A 24,942-nucleotide genomic window follows, 5' to 3' on the forward strand; every position below is an offset into this window, starting at 1 on the left:
AGAGGCTGATTAACCTCATGCCGCCGCACGACATGTTCATCGAGACGCATCTGGGCGGCGGCGCGGTCATGCTGCGCAAGCGGCCCGCCACCAGGAACGTCGGGATCGACCTGGATCCCGACGTGATCGCGATGTGGCGCCGCCGCGACGACGTCGCCGTCGAGCTGTTCCACGGCGACGCGGCGACCTATCTCGCCGACAATCCGCCTCCAAGCACCGCGCTCGTGTTCGCCGATCCGCCATACTGGCCGGGAAGCCGCCGGAGGGCGCGATGCTACGCCTGCGACTATGACGAGGCCGATCACCACCGCTTGCTGGCCGTGCTCGCAGGGCTGGACTGCGCGGTGATGATCACCGGCTATCCGAACGAGGCATATGCCGAGGCTCTGGCAGGCTGGCACGTCACCGACTATCCGAACTGCACGCAGACCGGACTGGTGGCGGAGCGTGCATGGACGAACTACCCGCCGCCCGTCGTCCTGCATGACTATGACCACGTCGGCATGGACTTCCGCGAGCGGGAGGCGCTAAGGAGACGCCGCAGATCACACGTCAGAAAGCTGCAGCGCGCGCCCGCGCTGGAGCGCAACGCAATCTTCGCCGACTTGGCCGACGCCTTTCCCGACGAACTGAAGCTGGCGGTCGAGAGGTTCGAGCAATGACGACGATCTACCTGGACCATCAGGCGACCACGCCTATCGACCCGCGCGTCCTAGAGGCGATGCTGCCGTGGATGGCGCAGCCGGCGAACCCGCATGCCGCGCATGCCCTGGGTCGAAGGGCGGCCGAGGCCGTGGAGACGGCGCGCCGCCAAGTCGCCGAGCTCGTCGGCGTCCACGAGCGTGAGGTATTCTTCACAAGCGGCGCCACCGAGGCGGCAAACATCGCTCTGCGCTCGCTTCCGCGGGGGACGCGCGTCCTAACGAACCGGATCGAACACGCCTGCGTCCTCGAGACGCTGCAAGTCTTGCTGGGGCGGCTCGACGTGCACTTCGCCGACGTGGACGCGGACGGGATGCTCGATCCCGACGAGCTCGCTGACCGCTTGGACGGCTTCAACGCCGTCGTCTCGATGGCCGTCAACAACGAGATCGGGACCGTGCAGCCGCTGGCCGACATCGCGGCCGCCTGCAGACTCGCTGACGTCGACCTGCTGACGGACGTGACGCAGGCCGTCGGACGCATTCCGCTGGACCTGACGGCGCTGTCGGTCCGGGCCGCGTGGCTGTCCTCGCACAAGATCTACGGTCCGCAGGGCATCGGCGCGCTGATCTGGCGCGGAGAGTCCGCTCCCGAGCCCCTAGGGACCGGCGGCGGGCAGGAGCGAGGCATCCGGCCCGGCACCGTGCCGACCGCGCTGGCGGTGGGTTTCGGAGCGGCCTGCGAGATCGCGGGACGGGAGATGGAGCAGGACGCGCGGCATGCGGCGGCGCTGGCCGAGCGGATGATCTCCCGCATCCGCCAGTCGCACCCGGACGCCGTCGTCAACGGGTCGCGCGAGCACCGTGTGCCGCATAATCTGAACGTCGCCTTCCCGGGGGTCGACGCCGACGCCCTGGTGGGCATGCTGCCTGGCCTGGCGATCTCGACCGGCTCGGCATGCAGTTCCGGTGCGCTCGGCCTCTCCCATGTGCTGACGGCCATCGCCGCGCAAGAGGTCGCGGCGAGCTCGATCCGCATGGGCTTCGGCAGGACGACGACCGTCGCCGAAGTCGATGCGGCGGCGAAGATGATCAGCGAGGCCGTCGACGCGCTCGTCGGCGGAACCCTCAGAAAGGTTGGATGACATGGTCGCGACGATGGAGCCGGCGCTCGCCTCAGGCGACGAGCGGGGACGGGCCCGGATATTCTCGGGACACGAGTCCTTCGCCGTCCGATACGGCTGGCTTCCGAAGCTCTACGAGGCGGTGACGCGCGATCCGGAACTCTTCCGCGACGACGAGCATGCCATCCTGTCGCTCGGCCTGGGCAAGAACATGGTCCGGTCGATCCGCTTCTGGGGCGAGGCGTTCGGCATCACGGCGACGGAAGGCCGCGTCGTCCGGCCGACCGAGTTCGGTCGCCGTCTGCTGGACCCCGATCTCGGCGCGGATCCCTATCTGGAGGAGGCCGATTCGCTGTGGCGCCTCCACTGGCAGATCACCACCCGTGGGGGCCTGGGCGCCTGGACCGCGGCCTTCCTGGCCGTGACCGACGTGGAAGTCTCTCGGCAGCGGTTGCTCGAACTGATCGCCGCATCAGCCGGCACCGGCCGCGGCGGCATCAACGCGAGCACGGCCGGCGCGCATCTGGAGATCATGCTGAAGACCTACGACGCCTCGACCGATCGGGGCGCGCCGGTGCTGGAGGATACGCTCGGCTCGCCGTTCCAGGAGCTCGACCTCCTCCGCACCGTCACGTCGGGCGGCGTCCCGTCCGTCCGGCTCAACCGTGGCCGCAAGCGCGGGCTGGACGCGCGAACGCTGTGCTTCTCGCTCGCCGATCACTGGCGGCATGTCGGCGCTTCCGGCGCGCTGTCCGTCCGATCGGTGATCCTCGACCGGGTTTCCCCTGGCTCGGTGTTCCGGCTGGACGAGGTGACGATGCACGACCTCCTCGAGGAGATCTGCGGAACGGCGAAGCGGCTGTCCCTGCGCAACGACGGCGTCGGCGGTCTGGAAATGGTATGCACGGGCGGCTCGGGGCCGCAGGAACTGGAGAAGATCGCATGGTGACGGCCTCGGCCAAGCCGATCGCAGCACGCGTGTCGCTGTCGCGGCGCTATGTCCGCTCGACGGACGTGATGCGGGATTTGGGCGATCCTTCGGCCCTGGACGGATACATCATGACGTCCGCGGCGCGATCGGCCCTGCAACGCCTCGCCGGCGGTCTGTCGGAATCCTCCACGCAGCGCGCCTTCCGTATCACCGGACCGTACGGCAGCGGAAAGTCGTCCTTCGCGCTGCTACTGTGCCGGCTCGCGTCGGGCGAAGCGGAAAGCCGCGCGCGGGAGATCGTCCACGCGGCTGGCATTCCTCAGGCGGCGGAGATGGCTCGGCACGACGTCATGGTCATGGGCGGTCGCAGGACGAGCTTCGCCCGCGACCTCCTCGCCGCCGTGCAGCAGCATGCCGAGGACTCCGGACTGCCCGAGATCGCGGCGACTGCCGGGGCCGCACTTGCCGAGCGCGATGCCGGCCTGACCGCCCGATCCGCCGTGCAGATCTTGTCGACCCTGGCCGAGGCGACGCTGGCGAAGTCGGGCCGGCGCACGCTCCTCGTGATCGACGAGATGGGCCGCTACGTCGAGCACGCGGCGGCCAATCCCAGGACGGAGGATCCGTCGGTCTTCCAGCAGCTCGCCGAGAAGGCGGGTGGTCGCAGCGGAGCGCCGCTCGCGGTGGTAGGCATCCTCCACCACCGCTTCGCCGAGTACGTCGTCTCGCTCGGCGGCCTCGCCGAGGCCGAATGGACCCGTTCGGCCGAGCGGTACGAGGAGATACCGTTCGGCGACAGCCTGGAGCAGACGCTTCACCTGGTCGCCGGCGCGCTGCGCGTCGCCCCGAAGCACGTAGCGGCCGTCGAGAACGCCGCCCGGAAGCTCTATCAGGAAGCGTTCGCCTTCGGCGCGCTGACCGGCGACCCCTCCGACGCGGCGCAGCTCGCTCCCGGGCTCTACCCGCTCCACCCGGCCGCTCTTTCGGCGCTGACGGTGGCAGCCCGGCGCCTGGGGCAGAACGAGCGCTCGATCTTCGGCTTCCTGCAGACGCTGGAGCCGGGCGGCTTCCAGCGCTTCGTCCAGGACACGGACTACGGTCCCGCTAGCTGGTACAGACTGCCCCGCCTCTTCGACTATTTCGCCGCGCAGGGGAGCATCAGGTTCGGCTCCGCCGACCGCGAGCGGCGCTGGCACCTCGCGCTGGATGCGATCGCCCAGGTCGATCCCGGCAGCATCGAGGCGGACGTCGTGCGGTCGATCGCGCTCCTGGCCGTCCTCGAGCCCGTCCATTCCCTGCGCGCAACGGCCGCCTCCCTGGCCTGGTCTCTCGGCATCGACGAGGCCTTGGTGGAGGAAGCCCTCGAGGCCCTGTCGGCAAAGGGGCTGGTCTATAGGCGGCCGCAGTCGGGCGACTACAGCCTGTGGTCGCGATCGAGCGTCGACCTAGACCACTGGCTGGAGGAGGCGCGCATCCGCGTGCCCGTCGCCGAGCGGCTCGACCAGGCGATGGCGTCGCTGCCGGCGCCGCGGCCTCTCGTCGCGCACGCCCATTACCAGCGGAGCGGCACGCTCCGGGCATTCGCCGTCCAGCTGAGATCCTCGCTCGACGACGCGGCCATCGCCGTCCCCTCTGGCCATGACGGCACCGTCGCCGTGCTGGCGGCCCATCCGCAGGACGACATGTCCGAAGTCGCGGAGAGGGCGCTGCGCCTCTCCCAGGCGGCCGGCCCGCGCGTTCTCGTCCACATCCATCGCGTCCTGCCCGCCGATCTTGAATGGGCGAACAGGCTGAGGCAGTGGCGCTGGGTCTCGGAGAACTGCGCCGAGCTACGGATGGACGACCTAGCCCGAGCCGAGGTGTCGGCGCGACTGGGCCAGGCACGGGCTGCGCTGGCGGACGCGTTCGCGGCGCTGGCGTCGCCGGAAGGCTCGGACTGGGTCCACGAGGGCCGCGAGATCGAGGTTGGGGGCCGGGGGGCGCTGAGCCGCCGGATCAGCGCCATCTGCGACAAGCAGTTCCGCTGCGCGCCGGTCCTGCGCAACGAGCTCGTCAATCGCTCGAAGCTCTCGACGGCGGTCGCGAGCGCCCGCATGCGGCTTCTCGAGACCATGATCGAGAAGGAGGGCGAGGCGATGCTGGGAATGACCGGCGCGCCTCCCGAGCGGACGATCCATCTGGCCATGTTCGCCGCGACCGGCATGCATCGGGAGGTGCGTCCCGGCGAATGGCGTTTCATGCCGCCGGAAGCGGACCATCGTCTGGGATGGCGCCCTGTCTGGGATCGTCTGGGCGAACTGCTCGAGGGCGGGGCTCCCGTTCCCTTCACCACCATCGCCGAGCGGCTTGCGGAAGCCCCGTGGGGGCTCCGTGCGGGCCCGTCACTCCTGCTCGTCACCGCGTTCATGCTGCATCATCGCACCGAGATCGCGCTGATGGAGCGCAACAGCTTCGTCCCCGAGCTCACCGGCGCGCACTTCATGCGTCTCGCCAAGAACCCCGGACATTTCGCTCTCCGGGCGATCGGGGGGGACGACGAGCGAACCGAAGTCCTGGAGCGTCTGGCCGCCGGTCTGACGCTGCCCGCCGACGTTCCGAGGCCGGCGGCCGAGGTGAAGTCGATCGTCGAAGCGCTCTACCGCTGGTTCGGCCGCCTTCCGGAGAACGCACGGATAACCGGTCGGGCGACTTCGCTCGCGCAGGCGGTGAGGACGGCCCTGGCGAAGGCCCGCGACCCGCTCGATACGCTGTTCGACCAGCTCCCGCGCGCCTGCCGCGCGGTCCGGAAGGACGGCCGTATCGATGCGGCCCTGTACGTGGAGAGCCTGTCCGCGGCGATCCAGGAACTTGCCGACGTCGACCCGACGCAGCGACGGCTTGCGGCGGCGTCGCTCGCATCCGCATTCGGCCAGCGCGACGCGGCAGGGGTGCGGACCCGGATCGAGGCGGAGTTCGGCCCGCTCCGGGACGGCCTGACCGACTATCCCCTCCGGCAGTTCGTCGACCGCGCGCTCGGTGGAGATAAGGCCGACGACCGCTGGCTCGACGGCATCGCCGGTCTGATCGCCGGACGGCGCATCGAGAACTGGAACGACGGATCCCTGGACACCTTCTCCTTCAAGACACGGGAGATGGCGGGCCGGCTTTCCCGGTGGCTCTTCCTCAAGGAACGCGAGGCGAAGAAGCGCAGCCAGATGGTCAGCCTGCACATGATGACCACGTCCGGCGAGGAACGCGCGGTCGTCGTCGAGGGTGGCAGGGTAGACCCCGAGCAGATCGATCGGGTACGACGCTCGCTGGCGGACGTCGAAAACCCGGCCGGCGTGCTGGCCGAGCTGCTGGCCGAACTGATGGACCACAAGGAGGCTAAGGCCAAGGCATGACCCAGGTCAGACACGTCCTCAGCCTTTCGGGCGGCAAGGACTCCGCGGCGCTCGCCATCTACATGCGCGATCGCGTTCCGAACATGGAATACATTTTCTCCGACACGCGCAAGGAGCTGAAGGAGACCTACGAGTATCTCGAGCGCATCGAGGACTATCTCGGCGTGCGCGTCCACCGGCTGAACGCCGAGTTGGGCTTCGATCACTGGCTCGACGTGTACGGCGGAATGATCCCGTCGAACCACCGTCGCTGGTGCACGAAGATGCTCAAGCTCAAGCCGTTCGAGACGTTCATCGGCGACGATCCCGTCCTGAACTATGTGGGCCTGCGCGCCGACGAGAACCGGTCGGGCTACATCAGCCACAAGGCGAACATCACGCCCGTCTATCCTTTTCAGGAAGACGGGCTGAAGCTCGCGGACATCGAGGAGATCCTGCGCTCGTCCGGCGTCGGCATGCCCCCCTACACAAAGTGGGGCCGGAGCCGTTCCGGGTGCTTCTTCTGCTTCTATCAGCAGAAGATCGAGTGGGTGCGCCTGAAGGAGACGTACCCCGATCTGTACGAGCAGGCGAAGGAGTACGAGCAGGTCTACGAGGGAAGCGGCAACACCTTCACCTGGAGCGAGCGCGAGAGCCTGGCGGACCTCGAGCGTCCCGAGCGCATGCAGGCGATCAAGGACGAGCATCGTCGCCGGCAGCTGGCGAAGGAGGCGAGGGGCGAGAACCTGACGCTCGAGCAGGTCTTCGCCCGGGCCGAGCGCACCGACGAGGCAGACGGCGATGCCTGCCTCATCTGCACGCTCTAGGCGGCGGCGCTGATCGAGCCCGTCTCGACGGGCTCTTCAGACGGGGGCTGGTTCTGCCTGCCTTGCTTCGAAGTTGCGTGGGCAGGAGCGGCCTCCGCGACCTCCAGGATGACGCGCGTCTTATTGTCGGTCCAGTCGCTACCTATGACGATGCCGAACGGACCGACGGTCTTGACGGTGCCGACTGCGTTGAGTTCCACGTTATCCAGCAATCCGATCCAGAAATCGTCGTTCTCGACATCCTTCGTGAGCGCGTCGATCTTCTTCTGCCATTCTCCCTTTTTCCTGTCGCCCTGGGCGGCATCCCGCCGTTCCTCGAGCTGACCGATGATAGCGTCGCTCTCCCTGCGCAGCGCTCCTACGATCTTCGTAGTCATGCGGATCTCCGTCGCATCCTTCGTGCGGGTCACGTAGAGGTCCGCCGGGGTGAAATCCAAGAGCACCGACTTGTCATGGCTCGACACCAGCTTCCCCCCCACTCCGATCGTAGTAGGCGGCAGGATCGGCGGACCTACTCGCATCAGGTGCGCTCCGAATTCCTGCTGCAGTTTCAGCCCGAACAGCGGCCGAAGCCGATCGCGGTTCGAAGCGTCGAAGCCCTGCTGTTCGAGCCAGTTCCGAAGCTCTCCGAGCGAAACGGAGCGATACTTGCCGAAATTCCAGATGATCCGGTAGACTTCTTCCCGGTGAAGCAGGCCCTCCGTGGTTGAATCCTTGTCATTCTTGGGATCCTTGGCCTTCACCGGTTTTCCGGGGAGAAGCAGGACGGGCGTGTCGGCGTCCGGAGCGCGGTCGGCGACGGGAGAGAAGGCGAGGTCGCAGTCCGCGCTCATCACCACAACCGCCTTGGTGCGGGCCTTGTCCAAGAAAACGTCGCCAAGCTGGACGACGGGGAAAGTCGAGTAGGCACTGTCCGTCTTGGCTCGGGGGTGGGGGGCGAGGGGCCCCATGTTGCGCGACACAAGCGCGCTGTGGAGCAGATTGGCGACGATTGTCGACGGTTCCGTAGCCGCGAAGGGACCACCGACCAACTCGAGGACATCGAGATCCCGCTGCCGCTGGCGCATCTCGTCCCGCTCGAACGCAAGCGCCAGAAACTGGGAAGAAAGAAGCCAGAAGACGTAGTCGCCCAGGGGGTGACCGTCCTTCATGAGCGTCCGGCTCTGCAGGAACGCATAGTCGCCGATGTCGAGGTCGTCGACCAGGCCGAGCAGTTCGTCCCGCGCCTTTTCCAAGGCGCTGTCCAGGCCAGCCCTGTAGTTCGTGAAGGCCGGAGCGTAGGGACGCGCCCGTTCCAGCATCCCCAGATGAGCCTTGACCTTCCATGGCTCGTTCAAGTCCGGCTTGCCAACGAAGGCGAAGGCCGAACCGGTCAGCTTCGTGTCGGAGCGGAACTCCCCGCGCGCGTCCCGGACGGTCTCGAGGGACGACATGAGCACGATCTGCTGATCCGGGACCCGATCGGTCTGGGAACGGATGGTGTTGGCGACCTCGACTGACAGCGCCCTGCCGCCGGCCGGCCCCTTCAGGTAATAGTCGAGCAAGATCAGATTGCGCTTGGACAGATCTGGCAGCGCGTCAAACGGATCGCAGACGAGTACGTCCGCGACCTCGTCCTCCAGGATCGATCGCAGGCGGGTGAAAGCCCGGTGCTCTTCCACCATGCGGGCTGCCTCCGACGATGCCCTGCCGAGGAGCGCTACCGCAACGCCCGAGTGCGCTGCCGTCGCGAGCGTGGTCAGCCGCCCGTCGACAGTCGCCTCGTCGCTGCAGCCAAGCTCCTTCAGTTCGGCGAGCACCTCCGCGTCCTGGGTCAGGACGCGGGTGACCGCCTCGACATCCTTCTCCTCCAACTGGCTGACGGTCGGCACATGCATGGCATCGTCGATGATGGCGACGCTCATCCCTCGCCAGGGAGCGGGAGCAGTCTCCGGCGTCACAGGGGTTGCGCCGTCCTCCTGCTGCTCCGGCGCAGCAGCCGCAGTGGGCTCCTGCGCGACCGCTTCCGTCGCCTGGTCGTCGGGCTGCGTCGAAGGGCTGGCACGGTCGTCTGAGCCGGCGCGTTCCTCGACCTGCTCCTGCTCGGCATCCTCCTGCACCTCCTCGCGGGTCCGCTTCGTCTGCGAGTTGGTACGAGGATTCGTGCTGCGAGGCGTCGGCCGCTCGGCCTTGTCGTCTTCCTCACCGATCACTGTCTTAGGCATCTACGTTCCCAATATCGAAGATGACGGAATGAATCTGGCCGTGTTCGTCGGCCTCACCCAGCGTGAGTGCGCCCCCGTGGTACTCGGCCACCTCCCGGGCGATATAGAGTCCCAGGCCCTTGCCCTGCTTCTGGCGCTTCGTGCTGAAGAAGGGCTCGAATACGGTGTCCCGGCGCTCCTCGGGTATGCCCGGGCCGTCGTCGGTGACGACGATGCGTCGCCGACGCAGGTCCACGACGACCTCGATCCTGCCGGTTGGCTGATCGTCGCCGTCGCGCACGAGCTTCAGCCGGACGCGCTCCCGGTGCTGCTCGCCGATCCAGAAGACGGAATTCACTAGCAGGTTCTCGAGCACCTGCACGAACATGCCCTTGACCGCCTCGACGTCGAGTTCGCCGCCTTCCGGCACGACGATCGTCTCGATCTCGATCCGTCGCCCTTCGTTGCGGCTGGCGAAGCCGCCCACGATGTCCTCGATCCATCCGGCGAGCTCGAACTCCTCTTTCGTCTGACGCGCGTTCGTGCTGAGCGGGTCCAGCACCTTGAGACGCTTCTGCAGCGTCCGCAGCTGGGAATCGAGGACGCGGAGCGACGTGCCGGAGTTCACGGGATTGCGGGAGCGGCGTGCCTGGGCGATCGTCTCCAGGCCCGCGGACGTGGCACGATACAGCTCGTGCGCCAGGCTCTCGATCATCAGGCCGATGCTGGCCAGGTGAAGCACCCGGCTACGCTCCTTCTCCTGGGCGCCGGCCGCTCGCTGAACGATCTCGGCCGCAGCACGAAGCTGGCCAATCGTGCCACGAAGTTCCCTGGTGAGATCGCGGCCTGCGTCGCTGCCGCGGAGTGCGTCCTCGAGAGCGGGCATGAGGGAAGCAAGCCGCTCGTCCTCGTCCCGGAAGCGCTCGAGAGCCTCCGCAGCGGTGACGCGGCGTGCGCGATCGACATCGCGGTCGATCTCGTTCAGATACTGGCGATAGATTTCGACGACGGCAGCGAGCACCCGAACGAACGCCTGCTTCTCCGGGTTCTCCTTCAGTCCCTCGCGATTCGTCTGATCGATCAGGTACGGATTTCCGCGCTGAGTTATGCGCGCCCTTCCGATGATCTGACCCCGATTCAGTTTAAATCCGCTGGTCGAGAACGCATCCCTGTCCAGATCAAGCCAGTCGTCGTTCACGCCCCCGTACGGATTGACCCGATAGCCGTCGCGATACAGCGAGACGCCGCCCGACCATGCGGCAAGGATGCGACGTACCACGGTCAGATTGCCGATGCCCTCGATCTTCGTCAGCAGGCGGCGATTGAACCAGTACATGTCGAGGCTGAAAGGGCCGATGCGCTCGATCGTCGCGACATCGAGGTCGGTCGTGGTCCTCAGCTCGATCGTCGAAAGCTGCAGGGCGCGTCTACGGCCGTGAAGCAGATATTCCATCGTCCCGTCGATCCGAGGCGCGCCTGGTCCAGTGACACGAAGCTCGGCGCGGAAGCGTCCGTGGGCCTGCTCGAGCAGGAAGTCGGCGAAGCGAGGAATCTCCACCGGCTCTCCATTGAAGTTCAGCTCGAGCGGCGGAGCACGGGTCCCACCGAGAGGGTCGGTCAGCTTCGAGAACTGCTCCAGCGCGAGCGACGCCAGCTTCTCGGACGACCACTCGGCCTTAAGCGCGGATATGCGGATCAGCGTGCCGCGTTCCTCCTCCTCTTTCTCATTGCCGATGACCGGCTCGACGTGCACGCTCTCCAGATCCTCGTCCGCCGCGTCGGCGAAGTCGTTCCAGTCGATCTCGAGCTGGTTCCAGTTGGAGGCCTCCTCCTGGCCGGTGACGATGAGCACCTGATCGCCGAGCCGCATCGCCGACAGCCGCCCGAGCCCCTTCTCGCCGAGGATGATCTCGGAATCTTCGTCTTCCTCGTCATCCTGATCCTCCGCAGCGGAATACCGATCGCGCTTCTGGTCAGCGCGATAGGAGGTCCCGATAGTCAGGTAGACGTCCTTCAGGATGTCAAGCGACATGCCTTCGCCGTCGTCGTCCACCTCTATCTGGTTGGCTTCGCGCAGCGCGACCAGGAACTGGTTTTTGGATGTCGCCCTGACGAGCCGCCGCTCCAGCCGATCGACCCCCGGCGCATCGGCGACGAGAGCACCGAGCGCGTAGTCGCGGAGCTGCTGCCATGTGCGGCGTCTGGGGAGGGATCGAATGTAACGCTCGCGAAGAACCTCGGGCGTATCTCGATCTTCGCCAAGCTCCCGCAGGATTTCCGAATAGACCCCGAATTCAAGACGGTATTTCACGTCTACCGTGACCCGCGTTGCCTTCGCGTCGAGCGAGTTCTTGATGAGTTCGTAGAAGGCGACGCCATCGGAACTGATCAGTTCCGATCCCAGATGTAGGATGGTCCGCGCAGATACTCTGAAATTCAAGACGTTGACCCCTTCAGCCGGCCAAGAGGCGGGCCGGACCGGCTTGCCCTGAAAGCACGACGCCCTGCAAGGGCGCGCCGAAGGCCGGACGCCGACAGAGTCGGTAGCGGATCAGCTGACGGCATCGATCAGATCCGTCGTTTCGAAGTTGAGCAGGAACTGGGCGTAGGACGAGTTGAACAGGTCCGACACGTAGTCCGCCAAGTCCACCTCCGTGCTTTCCATCCCTTCGCCACGGCGCAGGTCGTACTTGCGCGACTTCGTGGTGGCGAACAGGAAGAGGGTGTGGAAGTACACCGCGCTAATGTAGCGGCGGTCCGCCAGTTCCCCGGCTTCCGGCGAACGGATCCCCGACTTGAAGTCCTTGAGAACCCTGCTGTCCATGTTGACGTAGATGCGCGACAGCTTGTCGTCGTCGACCAGGGGGTAGACCACGACGTCGTGGCTCATGCCGATGCCGACTTCCTCGACCTTGTCCCATGACTGCAGGTCCGCGCCGCCTTCCTTCGAGCACAGCACCAGTTCCGGGATGCCCAGGGGCGGTTCGACGTCCGGCGCCTTTCGCGGCGGCTGACGTTCAGGGTCGGTGATACGGACAAGTACGGTCTCGGTCAGATCGCCCTGGGGGGAGGTGAGGGTAGCGGTCATCTCGACGGTGTCGCCGACCTTCATCTCTGCCGTCGCGCGCAGACCGACGCGAATGGTACCTTCTGAGGGGCTGGTGCGCACGACGTCGAGCAGATCGCCCTCCGCGCTCGGATCCGGCTTGCCGCCTCCGCCGCCTCCGCTTGCCGACGGCCTCATGACGGCGAGCGACATGTCGCCAGGATCGTCGGTACGATCGAAGAAGTCGTTCTCGACGTCGGTCGCGAAGGCGATTGTCCTGCTGCCACCGGCCGGCAGTCGATACAGCTTCAGCCCGCCTTCCGTTGCGTCACCGCCTTTCGCCTTGAAAGCGGAGGGGTAGCGCTGCGGATTAAATGGAGGAGCGTCCTTCGGCTCGCGACGAGGCTTGTCCGGTTCCGGTCGCGGCTTCTTCTCGGCGGTACCGGGCTGGCGCTCCGATATGTTGAACGTCTGACGCAGGATCTTCGTCAGCGCGTCGTTCATGGGCATGTTGCGGGTTAGGTCCCGCAGCATCTGGCCGGCATCTCCGGAGTCGACGCCCAGACTGGACTTCCGACGCTTCGCGATCTCCTTCAACTCGCTCGCCAGGAGCATGTCGCGAAGATGCTTGCGGATCGCATCGGCCTTCTCGCCTGCCTTGAGCCGATCACGCGACGCCATGAACAGTTCGTTCCGCACCGACAGGTGCAGGTTCGAGCAGTCGACGTGGATCAGCACGTAGTCCTTCATCAGCGGCATCTTCAGCGCCCGCGTGACGAACTCCGACGAGTAGGAGCCATGCACCTGGCCGTTGAGGGAGAACAGCACAGTCATGCCGTTCTTGAAGTACTCGCGCTGGACGTACTGCTTGGTCTCCTTGACCCCCTGGCCGCGCGACCGGGGCTTGAACACGTAGACGGTCACGCCCAGCTCGCCGAACTCGCCGGTCCGCGAGACTTCCGAGAAACGCGTTTCGATCGTCTCGGTATCGCCCTCCAGCCGACGCTTCAGACCATAAACCGGCGTGACCGGCGCGCGATTGTCCGGGAACCGCTCGTTGTTGTCCACCGTCAGGAAGGGGAGGGCGGGCTCGAACAGGAACTCGTTGAGGCTGAGGTTCAGATCGCGCGAGATGATGGAGCGCGAGCCTTCGGGCAGCCGGTAGGAGTACATCTTCAGGATGGAGCCGGTGCTGAAGCGGCGCCCCTCCAGGCCGATGTCGAGATCCTCAATGTCGACCGACGGGACCTTGCCGTCGAACACCAGGTATTCATACCACGTGTTCTTGCGGCCTGCGGCCTCCGCAAGCTCGGGAGGATGGCGGCGAAGAAGCGTGAAGCCAAGCGGATGGCAACCGTCGTAGCGTCTGCTCGCCACGAGCTGGAAACGGCGGTCGCCGCAGAAGGCGATCGCGCCGGCACCGCCCATGTTGTACTTGCCCTGGACGAAGTGGACGTCGTTCTTGTTGCCCCTGAGCAGCGACAGGAACGTGCCTGAAAAGTCCTCCGGAGCCTGACCCACGCCGTTGTCGTAGACCAGCAGCGACGTATCGCGACGGGGACCGCTGGCGACGATCTGCAGATCGCGCGCCTGACTGCGACGGGCGTCCCCCAGATCCCAGTTCCTATGATCGGGGAAGTACCGGTCGAGCGCCTCCCGGACGCTCTGCGGCGCCTCCGGCGACCGGACGTCCAGTCCCGCCTGAAGCACCTTCTTCTCAAGAATCGCATCGATGCCGTTGGTGATCTTCTCGACCAGCGCCGGTACGGGATGTGCCTGCTGGTTCTCGACCACTCCGTAGAAGGATTCGTTGGCGCCATAAGGCGTCCACTTGGTGGCATCGCCGCCGAGCCCCTCGGTATCGAGAATGCCCTGAACCTCGTCTTCCGTGCCCGCCGCAAGCAGCCGCATGAACAGTTCGCGCTTCGACATCAGCTTCTCCCCCGATCCGCCGCATGCGCAGAGGCAAAAAGCCTTTCCCCGTCAAGACTATGCGAACTCTCACTGACATCATTGAGCGAGACTTCGCCAGATGCAAGACGTGCCTGATCCAATGGGGATGTCACGATCTGTGTGAGATGCGCGGGGCGCGGCAACGGCTGAAAACCCCTGCGCAGCGACGAAGCGTAGGGGCTCGCTACGGTGGCCCGATGCCGGAGGACGGGCTGGTCTACCGATTTGCGCCGCTGCACGCACGAGCCACACGAGGCTAGAGAGTACTGGGAAAAACAGATTGCCGTCTATTGAAAGGATGGCACGAAGCGGAAGCGGGCTCGTCGTGCCCCGGTGTAAGCGTGGTGTGACGACCGCAGATCAGGCAGCTTGCGCAGTCGGCTGATCTGCTGGCGGCATCCAATTCCAGGGCATGAGTTCGTCCCATCGGCTGGCAGGCCAGTCGCCCGCGACTTTGGCGATGACGTCGGCGATATAGACCTGCGGGTCGACGCCGTTGGCCTTGCACGTCTGGATGACGGTGTAGATCGCTGCGGCGCGCTCGCCACCTGCGCGCGAGCCAGCGAACAACCAGTTGCGACGTCCGACGGCAACGCCGCGTAGCGCACGCTCCGCGATATTGTTGTCGATCTCCAGGCGACCATCGTCGAGGAAGCGCGACAGTGCTGACCAGCGCTTGGTGCCATAGGCGATGGCCCGAGCCATGTCGGATTTGGGCGACAGACGGCGCAAGGCTGCATCGAGCACCTCGCGCAAGGCGTCGACCAGCGGCCGGCTTTTCTCCTGCCGTGTTCGGTGTCGCACGTCGGGCGGCTGGCCGCGGACCTCGGCCTCGACAGCGTAAAGGGTGCCGATCCGCTCGAGGATGTCGGTGGTCAGCGGTGTGGGCGACCGCTCGTGGAGGTCGAAGACCTTGCGCCGGAAATGGGCCCAGCAGGCGACCTCGGTGACGCCGCTGCGGTAGAGCCCGTCATAGCCGGCATAGGCATCGGCCTGGAGAAAACCGCGAAAGCCGGCGAGATGTGTCAGCGGGTGCGCGGCGGTGCGGTCGGGCGTGAAGCGATACCATGTCGCGCGCGGTGCCGTGCCGCCGGATGCCCGGTCGTCGACGGCGTAAACCCACAGCCGCCCGGTCGCGGTCTTGCCCCGACCGGGGTCGAGCACCGGCACGGGCGTGTCGTCGGCGTGGATCTTGTCGGCCTTGAGCACCTCGTCGCGGATGCGGCTGACGATGGGGTCGAGGAGCGCTGCGGCCTGTCCGGTCCAGCCCGCCAGCGTCGAGCGGTCGATGTCGAGCCCTTGCGCGGCCATCATCTCGGCCTGGCGGTAGAGCGGCAGATGATGGTCGAACTTCGAGACGACGATATGCGCCAGCGTCGCGAAGGTCGCCTTGCCCCTGGCCACGGCGCTGACAGGCGTCGGCGCCTGGACGATCTTCTCACAGGTTCGGCAGCTGTATTTGGGGCGGACGTTGCGCACGACGCGCCAGCGCACCGGCACGATGTCGAGCATCTCATGCGCGTCCGAACCGAGCGGCCGCAACGCACCGCCGCAGTCCGGGCAGGTGCAGGCACCCGACGCCGGTTCGTGGACGACATCCTCGCGCGGCAGATGTCCCGGCAGGCTGCGGACGGGCACAGGCCGTGCCACTACGCCGCTGTCGACCAGCTCCGGCGCAGGCGCATCACGCTCCGTTTCCAGTTCCTCCAGCGCCAGTTCGAGCTGCTCGATCTCGCGGCCGAGCTTTTCGGATGACGCACCGAACTGCATCCGCCGCAGCCGGGCGATCTGTCCGCGCAGCGTGTCGATGAGCAGGTCGCGGGCAGCCAGTGCGGCATTGGCCCGGGCGAGCGACGCCTCCAGCGCGGCAATCCGCGCGGCGGCATCTGCAGGGGAAACAGGCGCTTCCGACACGCTGTCTCCTTAGCAGATTGCAGGTCGGCGAGCGAGAGAAAGTGGCGCAAAACCGCCGTTTTCATCCCGCCAGCGTCGGCGTGAACGTCCGCTCGGGGCGCCGCCAGTCAATGCCCTCCAGCAGCATCGACAATTGCGCTGGCGTCAGCGTCACCGTGCCGGTCGCTGTCACTGGCCAGACGAAGCGGCCACGGTCGAGCCGCTTGGAAAACAGGCACAGGCCCTGGCCATCGAACCACAGCAGCTTGACCAGATGGCCCCGCTTGCCGCGGAACGCGAACAGCGCACCCGAATGCGGGTTCTGTGCCAGCACCTGCTGCACCAGCACCGCCAGGCCATCGAACCCCTTGCGCATGTCGGTCACGCCGCACGCCAGGAACACCCGCGTCGGAAGCGGCACTGGCATCGGGCTCATCGCAGCACCGACAACACCCGTGCCAGCGCGCCCGCATCCACGCCCGCGTCGACACTCACCCGCACGCCGCCCGGCAACTCGATCTGGATGAGCCCCGATGAACATGGCGCCGGCTGCGGTGTCGGCACAACCGGTTCCGCCACCTGCACTTCGGCGAACACCGGCAACGACGGCACCGCCCCCGCCAGCTTGCCCTCCCGCAACTGCTTGCGCCACGTATAGATCAGGCTGCTCGACACCTCGCGACGGGCGATAACGTCGCAGACCCGCACCCCCGGCCGGAACGCCTCGGCCAGGATTTCCAGCTTCTCTTCGTCCGACCATCGCCGTCGACCCGACACCCGGCCGACCACCTCCATCCGACCAGTCATACGAGTACTCGTATGACTGGTCGTAGAACCTGCAACTTCCCGCACCGCCTGCGCCCTCGTCAAAGGCGACAAGCATCCCCGCTACCGGCGCTACCACAAGGCGGCCTGCTGAACACGCTTACGCCCCGGTCGCTTATCAGTGTGTTTTGAGCACAGGCAAGGTGCAGGCTCCGACCCTATAGGTGCTGAAGCTCATCGGAAATCTCTCGCATCCTAGTGCTGCATGGCTCCTCGCGTTGACCGGCTGTCGTCCATCCGCTTGACGACAGCCGATAAAATGCCGGAGCAAACCGCATGATCAAAAGCGTTGGGGAAATGCTGGAAGCATTGCGTCAGACCGAGGCCGCCAAGCTGGGGGAACACGGCATCAGGCACGCTTCGACGATCGGCGCGATGTATGAAGGGCTCACGCGTTCGCTGCTCAATCGCACATTTCCTGCTTCGATGGCGCTTCAGGTCGTCAGCGGGTTTGTCGTCGATGGTTACGGCGCATCGAGCGGGCAGATCGACTGTATGCTCGTGAGAGGCCAAGGGAGATCAGTTCCTTACGTCCCCGACGTGTACGAGTGGCACGTCCGCGACGTGATAGCGGCCTTCGAGGTCAAGAAGAACCTATTTGGAAGTGAGCTCGCGGACGCGCACGATCAGCTTCTTCAGGTCGCGAAGGTCTACAGCTCATGGGTGCAACGCGCCGAAGAGGGCAACAAATTCTACCTTGGGCCGTCGCTTCGTGCGTTTTCTGAGTGCACAGGAAGGGTCCTGCCGTCGACTGGTCCCGAGTCTGACATGGATTCAGCCGACCGGCTGATCTGGCACACGATCATGACTGACCAGATCTCACCCATCAGGATCGTGCTGGGCTATGGCGGATACTCGACAGAATATGAGCTGCGCCGGGGCTTTCTGCGCTTCCTTGACGCGAACCTGAACCGACTGGGCTTCGGTGCTCCGTCCCTTCCAAACTTGTTCATTGCGAAGGGAGCGTCGCTGGTCAAAATGAGCGGTCACCCCTACTGCGCAGCCCTGGATGTGAACGGATGGTGGCCTTTGGTCACCAGTACCCACCACAATCCAATCCAGCTTATTCTCGAGCTCCTCTGGACCCGCATCTCGCACTACCATAGCATCGTGCCTTGGTTCGGCGAGGATCTCGAAGTGGAGCGGCTCTCTCCTCTGATCGACGCCAAGCCGCAGGAGCGCTCGCCTGGATCGACGGAATGGGGCTGGCAATATCGCGGCTGGCAGCTGACGGCGGAGCAGCTCTCGGACGCCCCCTCCACCTTTCCCTGGCAACCTGTCGAACTGGATCTAAACCGGTACATCGTCGTCGACCTACTCTGCAGAGAGGAGAGTCTGAGCGCCACGGACCCGCGCGTCCTGAGTCTTGCCGAGGAGGCCGGCTACGATGCAGAGCACTTCCTCTCGTCGCTTGTCGAGACGTCCCTTGTGGCTCGCGATGGCAATCGCCTCGTGCTCACGACGGTGGAGTGCCGAACGGTCATTCTTCCGGACGGGCGACTGATCGCCGCAGATGACAACACGAGACGCCTAACGCGTTGGCTGGAGCGATATATGTCGGACAGGGAAGACGTGGCGCAAGGAGCCTAGATCCAGCACTGTGCCGATGAACGGGCGTCCGTTCTTGGGAAGCCGCCAAACGGTCGCGAATGACCGCAACTGGGTCGTTCGCATCAGGCGGCCAAAATTGTAAGCGAACGCATGTGAGTGCCGAGCTACGAATGAATCTCATTATCATTGACTATGCGACTTACTCGCAATAGCTGTATCCTTCGACAGGGGGACCACATGATCGAAAAGACGAGCTTTCTCGCGATGACCTGCGTCGGGTTCATCGCCACCGCGCCGGCGCTGGCGGCGGAAAAGGACGTACGGCCGGCGAACGCGCCGATCGCCACGCAGGACCGGGTCGACGATCGCGACGTGATCGTCGTCAATGGACAGAAGGCTGCGGATGCGAAGGTAGAAAGCCCGAAGGCAACGTCGGCGTTGCGTGACACGCCACAGACGATCACGGTCCTGAACGACCAGACGATCCGCAAACAGAATTTGCAGACGTTGCGCGACGCTTTGCAGACTATTCCCGGCATCACCTTCGGTGCCGGGGAAGGTGGTGGTGGTTATGGCGACTCCATCAACTTGCGCGGCTATTCGGCCGCGAACGACATCACCGTCGACGGCGTACGCGATTCCGCGCAATATAGCCGTACCGACCCCTTCAACCTGCAACAGATCGAAGTCTATAACGGCGCGAACACCGTCTTCAACGGATCGGGGTCGGTCGGCGGCACGATCAATCTGGTATCGAAAGTGCCGGGTGTGCAGGATCTGTCGATCGTGCAGGCGTCGGTCGGCACCGACGACTATTACCGTGCGTCGATAGACGCCAACAAGCGCGTGTCCGATTTGGTCGCGGTACGGCTGACCGGTGCCTATCACCATAACAGTGTGCCCGGCCGCGATGTCGAGAAGTTCGAACGCTGGGGCATCGCGCCATCGGTCACGATCGGCATCGGCGGTCCGACCAGCCTGACGCTCGCCTATGTCCATCAGGAAGACCGCAACACGCCGCTGTATGGCGTGCCGTATTTCCAGAGCCCGATCGGCCGCGGCGTCCTGCCCGGTGTCGATCGCGCCGACTATTACGGCATCGCCAATCTGGATCGACAGGACCAGACGGTCGACCGCTTCACCGCGACGTTCCGCCACGCCATCGATGACCAGTTGTCGGTACGCAACCTGACCCGGTGGCAGCGAGTCGCGCAGGACAGCATCACCAGCGCGCCGCAGGGTACCTATTGTCTTTCGACCACCGGGTTGCAGCCGGTCGGCGCGAATGCGGCGGCGACCGTCGGGATTGCTTGTCCGACCGGCCTGGCGCGGGGCAACTGGCGGCCGTCAGGACCGCGCGGACTGTCGCGCGATCAGGTCAACGACCTGCTCTACGATCAGATCGACCTGCGGCACGAGACTGGCGAAAAGGGTGGTTTCCGCAACGTCGCCAATATCGGCGTGTCGGGCACGATCGAGAGCTATCACATCACCAGCGGCAGTCTGTTGCGGACCGGGGCGGGTGTCGCGGTGACGTCGCCCGACCTGTCCATCGCCAATCCCGACACGCGCTGGACCGGGCCGGTCAACTTGACGGTCACCGCGCGGTCGCGCTCGGAAACCCACAACCTAGCCGTCTATGCATTCGACACGCTCGAGCTGAACCGCTGGTTCGAACTGAACGGCGGCATCCGCTGGGAAGTGCAGGACGCCCGGTTCCGCAACCTGCTGCTGGCGATCGTGCCGCCGGGCAGCACGCAGCTGACCCTCGCGCAGCAAGCGGTGCAGCGATCAAACGAGCGGCTATTCTCCTACCGAGGCGGCGCGGTGTTCCATCCGGTCGAGGCGGTCAGCATCTATGCCGGATACGGCAAGTCGAAGACGCCGTCGTCGCAGACGGTACGTCTGGGCTGCGGCGTGGTGTCGGCCACGCCCAACGCGGCCGGTGCCGCCGACCCGTGCGCGGTTGCCCCGGAAACCGCCGAGAATATCGAGGCGGGGGTGAAGGCCGCGCTGTTCGGGCGCAAGCTGGAAGTGACCGCCGCCGTGTTCCGCAACGAACGCACCAATTACCGGGTGCCGTCGAACGATCCGGCCCTACCGGCGGGGTTGCAGGTGCTCGACGGCCGGGCGCGTGTCGATGGTATCGCACTCGGGTTGTCGGGATCGATCCTGCCCGCGTGGACGGTTTTCGCCAACTACACCTATCTCGACGGCGGGGTGCGTCAGTCGATTTCCGACCGGGATCTGAACGCGGGCGTCCGCGATCCGCAGGCCGGCGCCACGCTGGTGCAGACGCCGGAACATTCCGGGTCGCTGTTCACGACCTACAAGCTGCCGTTCGGGCTCGAACTGGGCTATGGCCTGACCTATCAGGGATCGATCGCGCTGAACGTGCCGAATGCGTTTCAGCCGGTGCAGTTCCGCGCGGACGATTACCTGATCCATCGGGCCTATCTGGCCTATACGATCGCGGAGCGGGCGACCTTGCAGCTGAACGTCCAGAACTTCACCGACGAACGTTATCTGACCGGTATCCGCAGCAACGTGAACGGCACGACCGGCGCGGTAACCGGTGGTTGGGCGATGCCCGGCGACCGGCGGCAGGCGGTGCTCAGCCTCTACTACAACTTCTGACGGGGGCGGGCCGGGGCGGATGCTGATCGCAATTCCAGACGTGCTGGACGAAGCCACCCTCCATCGCGTCCGCGCGCTGATAGCGGGTGGCGAATGGGTCGATGGCAACGTCACCTCCGGCCCGCAATCCGCGCTGGCCAAGCGCAACCGACAGTTGCCCGAGGACAGCGCGGCCGCGCGAGAAGCAGGTGGCATCGTGCTCGATGCGCTTGGCCGGTCGCCGCTGTTCTTCGCCGCCGCGCTGCCGCTGAAGGTCTTTCCGCCGCTGTTCAACCGGTATGAAGGCGGCGAGGCGTTCGGGTTGCATGTCGACAATGCCATTCGCATGAAACGGGGCACCGATTTCCGCATCCGCAGCGACCTGTCGGCGACGTTGTTCCTCGACGATCCCGACAGCTATGACGGGGGTGAACTGGTGATAGAGGACCGGTTCGGTCCGCAGACGGTGAAGCTGCCGGCGGGGCATATGGTGCTCTATCCCGCCTCCAGCCTGCACCGCGTGACGCCGGTCACGCGCGGCGTGCGTACCGCCGCCTTCTTTTGGGCGCAGTCGATGGTCCGGGACGATGGCGAACGCCGGCTGCTGTTCGACCTCGATCAGTCGGTCCAGGCGCTGGGGGGCGAGCGGGGGCAGGGGGATGCGGTGGTGGTGCAACTGACCGGGCTGTATCACAACCTGCTGCGCCGCTGGGGCGACGCATGAGCGTTGCCGCCAAACGCCGACGCAACTGGCGCGCATGGTGGGCGAAACAACTGATCGCGTGGCACTGGATCAGCGCGGGCGTCTCGCTCGCGGCGATGTTGCTGTTCGCGATCACCGGCATCACGCTGAACCATGCCGCGACGATCTCCGCCGAGCCGGTGGTCGCCGAACGACAGGGGCAATTGTCCGCCGGCCTGATGCGTCCGCTCGGCAAGGCGGCGGAGGCAAAGGCGTCCATTCCGTCGGGCGTCGCTGCCGATATCGAACGACAGGTGGCGCTGAACGTCGCGACGCATCCCGTCGAATGGTCCGATGGCGAAGCCTATGTCGCGCTGCCGCGTCCCGGCGGCGATGCATGGGTCAGTATCGATCTGGCCAACGGAGCGATCCGCGCCGAGACGACCGATCGCGGCTGGATCAGCTACCTCAACGACCTGCACAAGGGACGCAATGCCGGGACCGCGTGGTTCTGGTTCATCGACGTGTTCGCCATCGCCTGCGTCCTGTTCTCGATCACCGGGCTGTTGCTGTTGCAGCTCCATGCCAAGCGTCGCCCGTCGACCTGGCCGCTGGCGGCGGCGGGGGTGGCGTTGCCGGTGGTGCTTGCCGTGTTCCTGATCCACTGATTTTCGGGAGATAATCTATGCGTATCCTGTCACTGGCGGTTCTGGGCGGCGCGACCGTTGCTGCCGCACCCGCGCCGCCCGCGGGGACGATCACCGTCACCATCCCGCGCCTGTCGGTCGCCGAATATCACCGGCCTTACGTCGCGGTGTGGGTCGAACCGGCGGGTGGTGGTGCGGCGCGCACGCTGGCGCTGTGGTACGATGTCCGCAAATCGGGGGCCGAGCCGGGGACGAAATGGCTCGCCGACCTGCGCGCGTGGTGGCGCAAGGGCGGTCGCAGCCTGAAACTGCCCGCCGACGGCGTGAGCGGTGCGACCCGCGCGCCCGGTGCCCACACCATCCCGCTGCCCGCCGATCTGCGCCCCGGAACCTATGTACTGAACGTCGAGGCCGCGCGGGAAACCGGCGGCCGCGAACTGGTGCAGGTGCCGCTGACCGTGCCGGCCAAGGCCGCCCGCGCGAGCGGATCGCACGAACTGGGCGCCGTGACGCTCACCGCCCGCTGACCCTTCGAAGGAGTTTGCCCATGCCCCGTTTTGCGCGCCACCTGCTTGCTGCCGCCGCCCTGTTCTCCATCCCCACCGTCGTGTCCGCGCACCGGCTGTGGATGCTGCCGTCGGGCACGGTGTTTTCCGGCACCGATAGCTGGGTGACGGTCGATTTCGCGGCATCGAACGACCTGTTCTATGCCGATCATCAGCCGGGACGTCTGGAGGGCGTCAAGGTGTGGCAGCCCGATGGCAGCGCCGGGCAGGTGCAGAATGGCGCGACCGGCCGCTATCGGTCGGTGTTCGACGTGAAGCTCGACAAGCCCGGGACGTGGAAGATCGGTACCGAGATGTCGGGGCTGATGGGCAGCTTCAAGGTGAATGGCGAGGAGAAGCGCGTCGGCGGGCGCGGCGGACCGCCCGGACCCGACGGCGTGCGCCGCCCGCCGCTGACCGTCGCCGACATCCCGGCCGACGCGACCGATGTGAAGCTGACCGAAACCAGCAACCGCAACGAGATTTTCGTGACCGCCGGCGAACCGACCCGCACGGTGCTGAAACCGACGGGCAAGGGGCTGGAGGTCGATTTCGTCACCCATCCCGACGAACTGGTCGCAGGCGAGCAGGCACGGTTCCGCTTTCTGGTCGACGGTCGGCCGGCATCGGGGCTGAAGGTGACGGTGGTGCCGGGCGGCAAACGCTATCGCAATGCGGAACGGGCGCGTGAACTGACGACCGGGGCCGACGGCATGTTGGCGATCGATTGGCCGGCGGCGGGGATGTATTGGCTCAGCGCATCGCATGAGGATGCCAAGCCGAGCGCCGCGCGCGCGACTGCGCGGCGCATGGGCTATGTCACCACGCTGGAGGTGATGACGCCCTGAGCCTGACCCCGCGCATCGTCCTGCCGACCGAACCGTCGGCGGCGGCACTGGCCGATCACGATCCCGGCGCGACCGTCGCGACCCTGACCGGGGTGGCGATGGGGACGCGCTGGACGGTGGTATGCGCCCTGCCGGCGGCGGCCGACCGCGACGGGCTGCGCGCCGCGATCGATGCCCGGCTGCGCGCCATCGTGGATCAGATGAGCCATTGGGAACCGGCGTCCGAACTGTGCCGGTTCAATGCGCTTGCCCCGGGTGATTGGGCCGATCTGTCGCCGGACTTCGCGGCGGTGGTCGACCTGTCGCTGCGAGTGGCCCATGCTAGCGGTGGCGCGTTCGATCCCGCGATCGGCCATCTGGTCGACCTGTGGGGGTTCGGACCGCCCGGACCGCAGCCCGAACCCGGTATCACCGCCATCGCCGAGGCGCAGTCCGCCGGCGGGTGGCGGCGCCTGCGGCGCGACCCGGCGGGGCGGCGGCTTCGTCAGCCGGGCGGGTTGGCGCTCGACCTGTCGGGCGTGGCAAAGGGCTATGCCGCCGACGCGATCGCCAACCTGCTGGCCGAACGGGCGGTACGGCATTGTCTGGTCGAAATCGGCGGGGAATGCGTCGGGCGGGGCATGCGCCCGGATGGCGACCCGTGGTGGGTCGATTTAGAAGATCCGATTAAGACCGGACGCCCGCCGCTGCGTCTCGCCCTCCACGAATGCGCCGTCGCGACGTCGGGCAACTATGTCCGCGGCGATCATTCGATTGACCCACGCACGGGCTGCGCAACGACGAACGGGGTCGTTTCGGTCAGTGTTGTCGCTAGGACCGGGGCACTTGCTGATGCCTTGGCAACCGCGATTCTAGTCGCATATCCTGGTGAAGGTTTGATCAAAGAACAGGGTATTGCTGCCCGTATCGTTGTACAGATCGGCGCTTCGATAGAAGAGGTACTGACACCGAAGTTTGTACGTATGATAGCCTGAGGCGATATTCGAAAGCGTGGAACGGTGCGTAGTGGGTAGCAATGATGTGCCGAGCCGGCATCATTCCGTGCCGATATAAGGCAAGACGTTAGTTTGGTCGGATTAGCGCTTGCGTGTTCGGGTGCCGATGATACCCACAAAGTCGCGGTCCATGACGGGCTGCTGCTGCGTAGCAATCCTCCGCACCGGGCCGCCCGCCAGCAGTGTTATCTTCATGGTCTCGCTGCTGGCGGAGCCAACGTCGAACAGCGCGAGTAAGACCGCCTGTTTTCCCATTTCGTTCGGTGGGGTAGG

At 65.9% G+C, this 24,942-nt stretch carries 19 protein-coding genes; 12 read left to right on the forward strand and 7 right to left on the reverse strand.

What is annotated here, in order from left to right:
• Positions 1–32: 32 nt before the first annotated feature.
• The 5 genes from SOM26_RS03465 to SOM26_RS03485 are packed head-to-tail and all read left to right on the forward strand — an operon-like array spanning position 33 to position 6,885.
• A complete protein-coding gene (locus SOM26_RS03465) occupies positions 33–662 on the forward strand; it encodes a DNA adenine methylase (RefSeq protein WP_320451355.1) in 630 nt (209 codons plus the stop codon).
• A complete protein-coding gene (locus SOM26_RS03470) occupies positions 659–1,786 on the forward strand; it encodes a cysteine desulfurase family protein (RefSeq protein ID WP_320451356.1) in 1,128 nt (375 codons plus the stop codon). The genes SOM26_RS03465 and SOM26_RS03470 overlap by 4 nt, the downstream gene beginning before the upstream one ends.
• A 1-nt stretch (position 1,787) precedes the next feature.
• On the forward strand, positions 1,788–2,714 hold the full coding sequence (locus SOM26_RS03475) for a DUF4007 family protein (protein ID WP_320451357.1): 927 nt from the start codon (positions 1,788–1,790) through the stop codon (positions 2,712–2,714).
• Positions 2,708–6,079, forward strand: a complete 3,372-nt coding sequence (locus SOM26_RS03480) for a hypothetical protein (protein ID WP_320451358.1) — start codon at positions 2,708–2,710, stop codon at positions 6,077–6,079. The genes SOM26_RS03475 and SOM26_RS03480 overlap by 7 nt, the downstream gene beginning before the upstream one ends.
• The gene (locus SOM26_RS03485; RefSeq protein WP_320451359.1) at positions 6,076–6,885 is read left to right on the forward strand and encodes a phosphoadenosine phosphosulfate reductase family protein; all 810 of its coding nucleotides are present in this window, start codon (positions 6,076–6,078) and stop codon (positions 6,883–6,885) included. Before SOM26_RS03480 ends, SOM26_RS03485 begins: the two co-directional genes overlap by 4 nt.
• On the opposite strand, the gene SOM26_RS03490 is transcribed toward SOM26_RS03485, so the two are convergent.
• The 6 genes from SOM26_RS03490 to tnpA all read right to left on the reverse strand — a co-directional run bounded on the left by SOM26_RS03490 (position 6,882) and on the right by tnpA (position 16,767).
• On the reverse strand, positions 6,882–9,077 hold the full coding sequence (locus SOM26_RS03490) for a hypothetical protein (protein WP_320451360.1): 2,196 nt from the start codon (positions 9,075–9,077) through the stop codon (positions 6,882–6,884). The two genes, SOM26_RS03485 and SOM26_RS03490, sit on opposite strands and share 4 nt — an antisense overlap.
• Positions 9,078–9,081: 4 nt before the next feature.
• A complete protein-coding gene (locus SOM26_RS03495; RefSeq protein ID WP_320451361.1) occupies positions 9,082–11,508 on the reverse strand; it encodes a sensor histidine kinase in 2,427 nt (808 codons plus the stop codon).
• Between the two features lie 111 nt (positions 11,509–11,619).
• Positions 11,620–14,046 carry a hypothetical protein gene (locus SOM26_RS03500; protein ID WP_320451362.1) on the reverse strand — a complete coding sequence of 809 codons (2,427 nt, stop codon included), beginning with the start codon at positions 14,044–14,046 and terminating at the stop codon, positions 11,620–11,622.
• Positions 14,047–14,427: 381 nt separating this feature from the next.
• Positions 14,428–15,981 (reverse strand): IS66 family transposase, encoded by a 1,554-nt coding sequence (gene tnpC, locus SOM26_RS03505; RefSeq protein WP_320451363.1) that lies wholly within the window; start codon positions 15,979–15,981, stop codon positions 14,428–14,430.
• 61 nt (positions 15,982–16,042) lie between these two features.
• Positions 16,043–16,396 (reverse strand): IS66 family insertion sequence element accessory protein TnpB, encoded by a 354-nt coding sequence (gene tnpB / locus SOM26_RS03510; protein ID WP_346432683.1) that lies wholly within the window; start codon positions 16,394–16,396, stop codon positions 16,043–16,045.
• A complete protein-coding gene (gene tnpA, locus SOM26_RS03515) occupies positions 16,393–16,767 on the reverse strand; it encodes an IS66-like element accessory protein TnpA (RefSeq protein WP_320451364.1) in 375 nt (124 codons plus the stop codon). The genes tnpB and tnpA overlap by 4 nt, the downstream gene beginning before the upstream one ends.
• A gap of 294 nt (positions 16,768–17,061) precedes the next feature.
• On the opposite strand from tnpA, the gene SOM26_RS03520 reads away from it, so the two are divergent.
• From SOM26_RS03520 to SOM26_RS03550, 7 genes are all read left to right on the forward strand, one after another.
• Positions 17,062–18,375 (forward strand): DUF6602 domain-containing protein, encoded by a 1,314-nt coding sequence (locus tag SOM26_RS03520; RefSeq protein ID WP_320451365.1) that lies wholly within the window; start codon positions 17,062–17,064, stop codon positions 18,373–18,375.
• 198 nt (positions 18,376–18,573) lie between these two features.
• Positions 18,574–20,973: a TonB-dependent receptor gene (locus SOM26_RS03525; RefSeq protein ID WP_320451366.1), complete on the forward strand. Its 2,400-nt coding sequence runs from the start codon at positions 18,574–18,576 to the stop codon at positions 20,971–20,973.
• A gap of 19 nt (positions 20,974–20,992) precedes the next feature.
• Positions 20,993–21,676: a Fe2+-dependent dioxygenase gene (locus tag SOM26_RS03530; protein ID WP_320451367.1), complete on the forward strand. Its 684-nt coding sequence runs from the start codon at positions 20,993–20,995 to the stop codon at positions 21,674–21,676.
• On the forward strand, positions 21,673–22,302 hold the full coding sequence (locus SOM26_RS03535) for a PepSY-associated TM helix domain-containing protein (protein WP_320451368.1): 630 nt from the start codon (positions 21,673–21,675) through the stop codon (positions 22,300–22,302). The genes SOM26_RS03530 and SOM26_RS03535 overlap by 4 nt, the downstream gene beginning before the upstream one ends.
• Positions 22,303–22,319: 17 nt before the next feature.
• Positions 22,320–22,808, forward strand: a complete 489-nt coding sequence (locus SOM26_RS03540; RefSeq protein ID WP_320451369.1) for a DUF2271 domain-containing protein — start codon at positions 22,320–22,322, stop codon at positions 22,806–22,808.
• A 20-nt stretch (positions 22,809–22,828) separates the two neighbouring features.
• Positions 22,829–23,674 (forward strand): DUF4198 domain-containing protein, encoded by an 846-nt coding sequence (locus SOM26_RS03545; protein WP_320451370.1) that lies wholly within the window; start codon positions 22,829–22,831, stop codon positions 23,672–23,674.
• A 98-nt stretch (positions 23,675–23,772) separates the two neighbouring features.
• A complete protein-coding gene (locus tag SOM26_RS03550; RefSeq protein ID WP_320451848.1) occupies positions 23,773–24,648 on the forward strand; it encodes an FAD:protein FMN transferase in 876 nt (291 codons plus the stop codon).
• 102 nt (positions 24,649–24,750) lie between these two features.
• Here SOM26_RS03550 and SOM26_RS03555 read toward each other — a convergent pair whose 3' ends face one another.
• Positions 24,751–24,924 (reverse strand): hypothetical protein, encoded by a 174-nt coding sequence (locus SOM26_RS03555; protein WP_320451371.1) that lies wholly within the window; start codon positions 24,922–24,924, stop codon positions 24,751–24,753.
• Between the last annotated feature and the right edge of the window lie 18 nt (positions 24,925–24,942).

Origin of the sequence: Sphingomonas sp. CFBP8993 (assembly GCF_034044895.1) — a bacterium.
In the GTDB taxonomy this organism is placed as follows: Bacteria; Pseudomonadota; Alphaproteobacteria; order Sphingomonadales; family Sphingomonadaceae; genus Sphingomonas.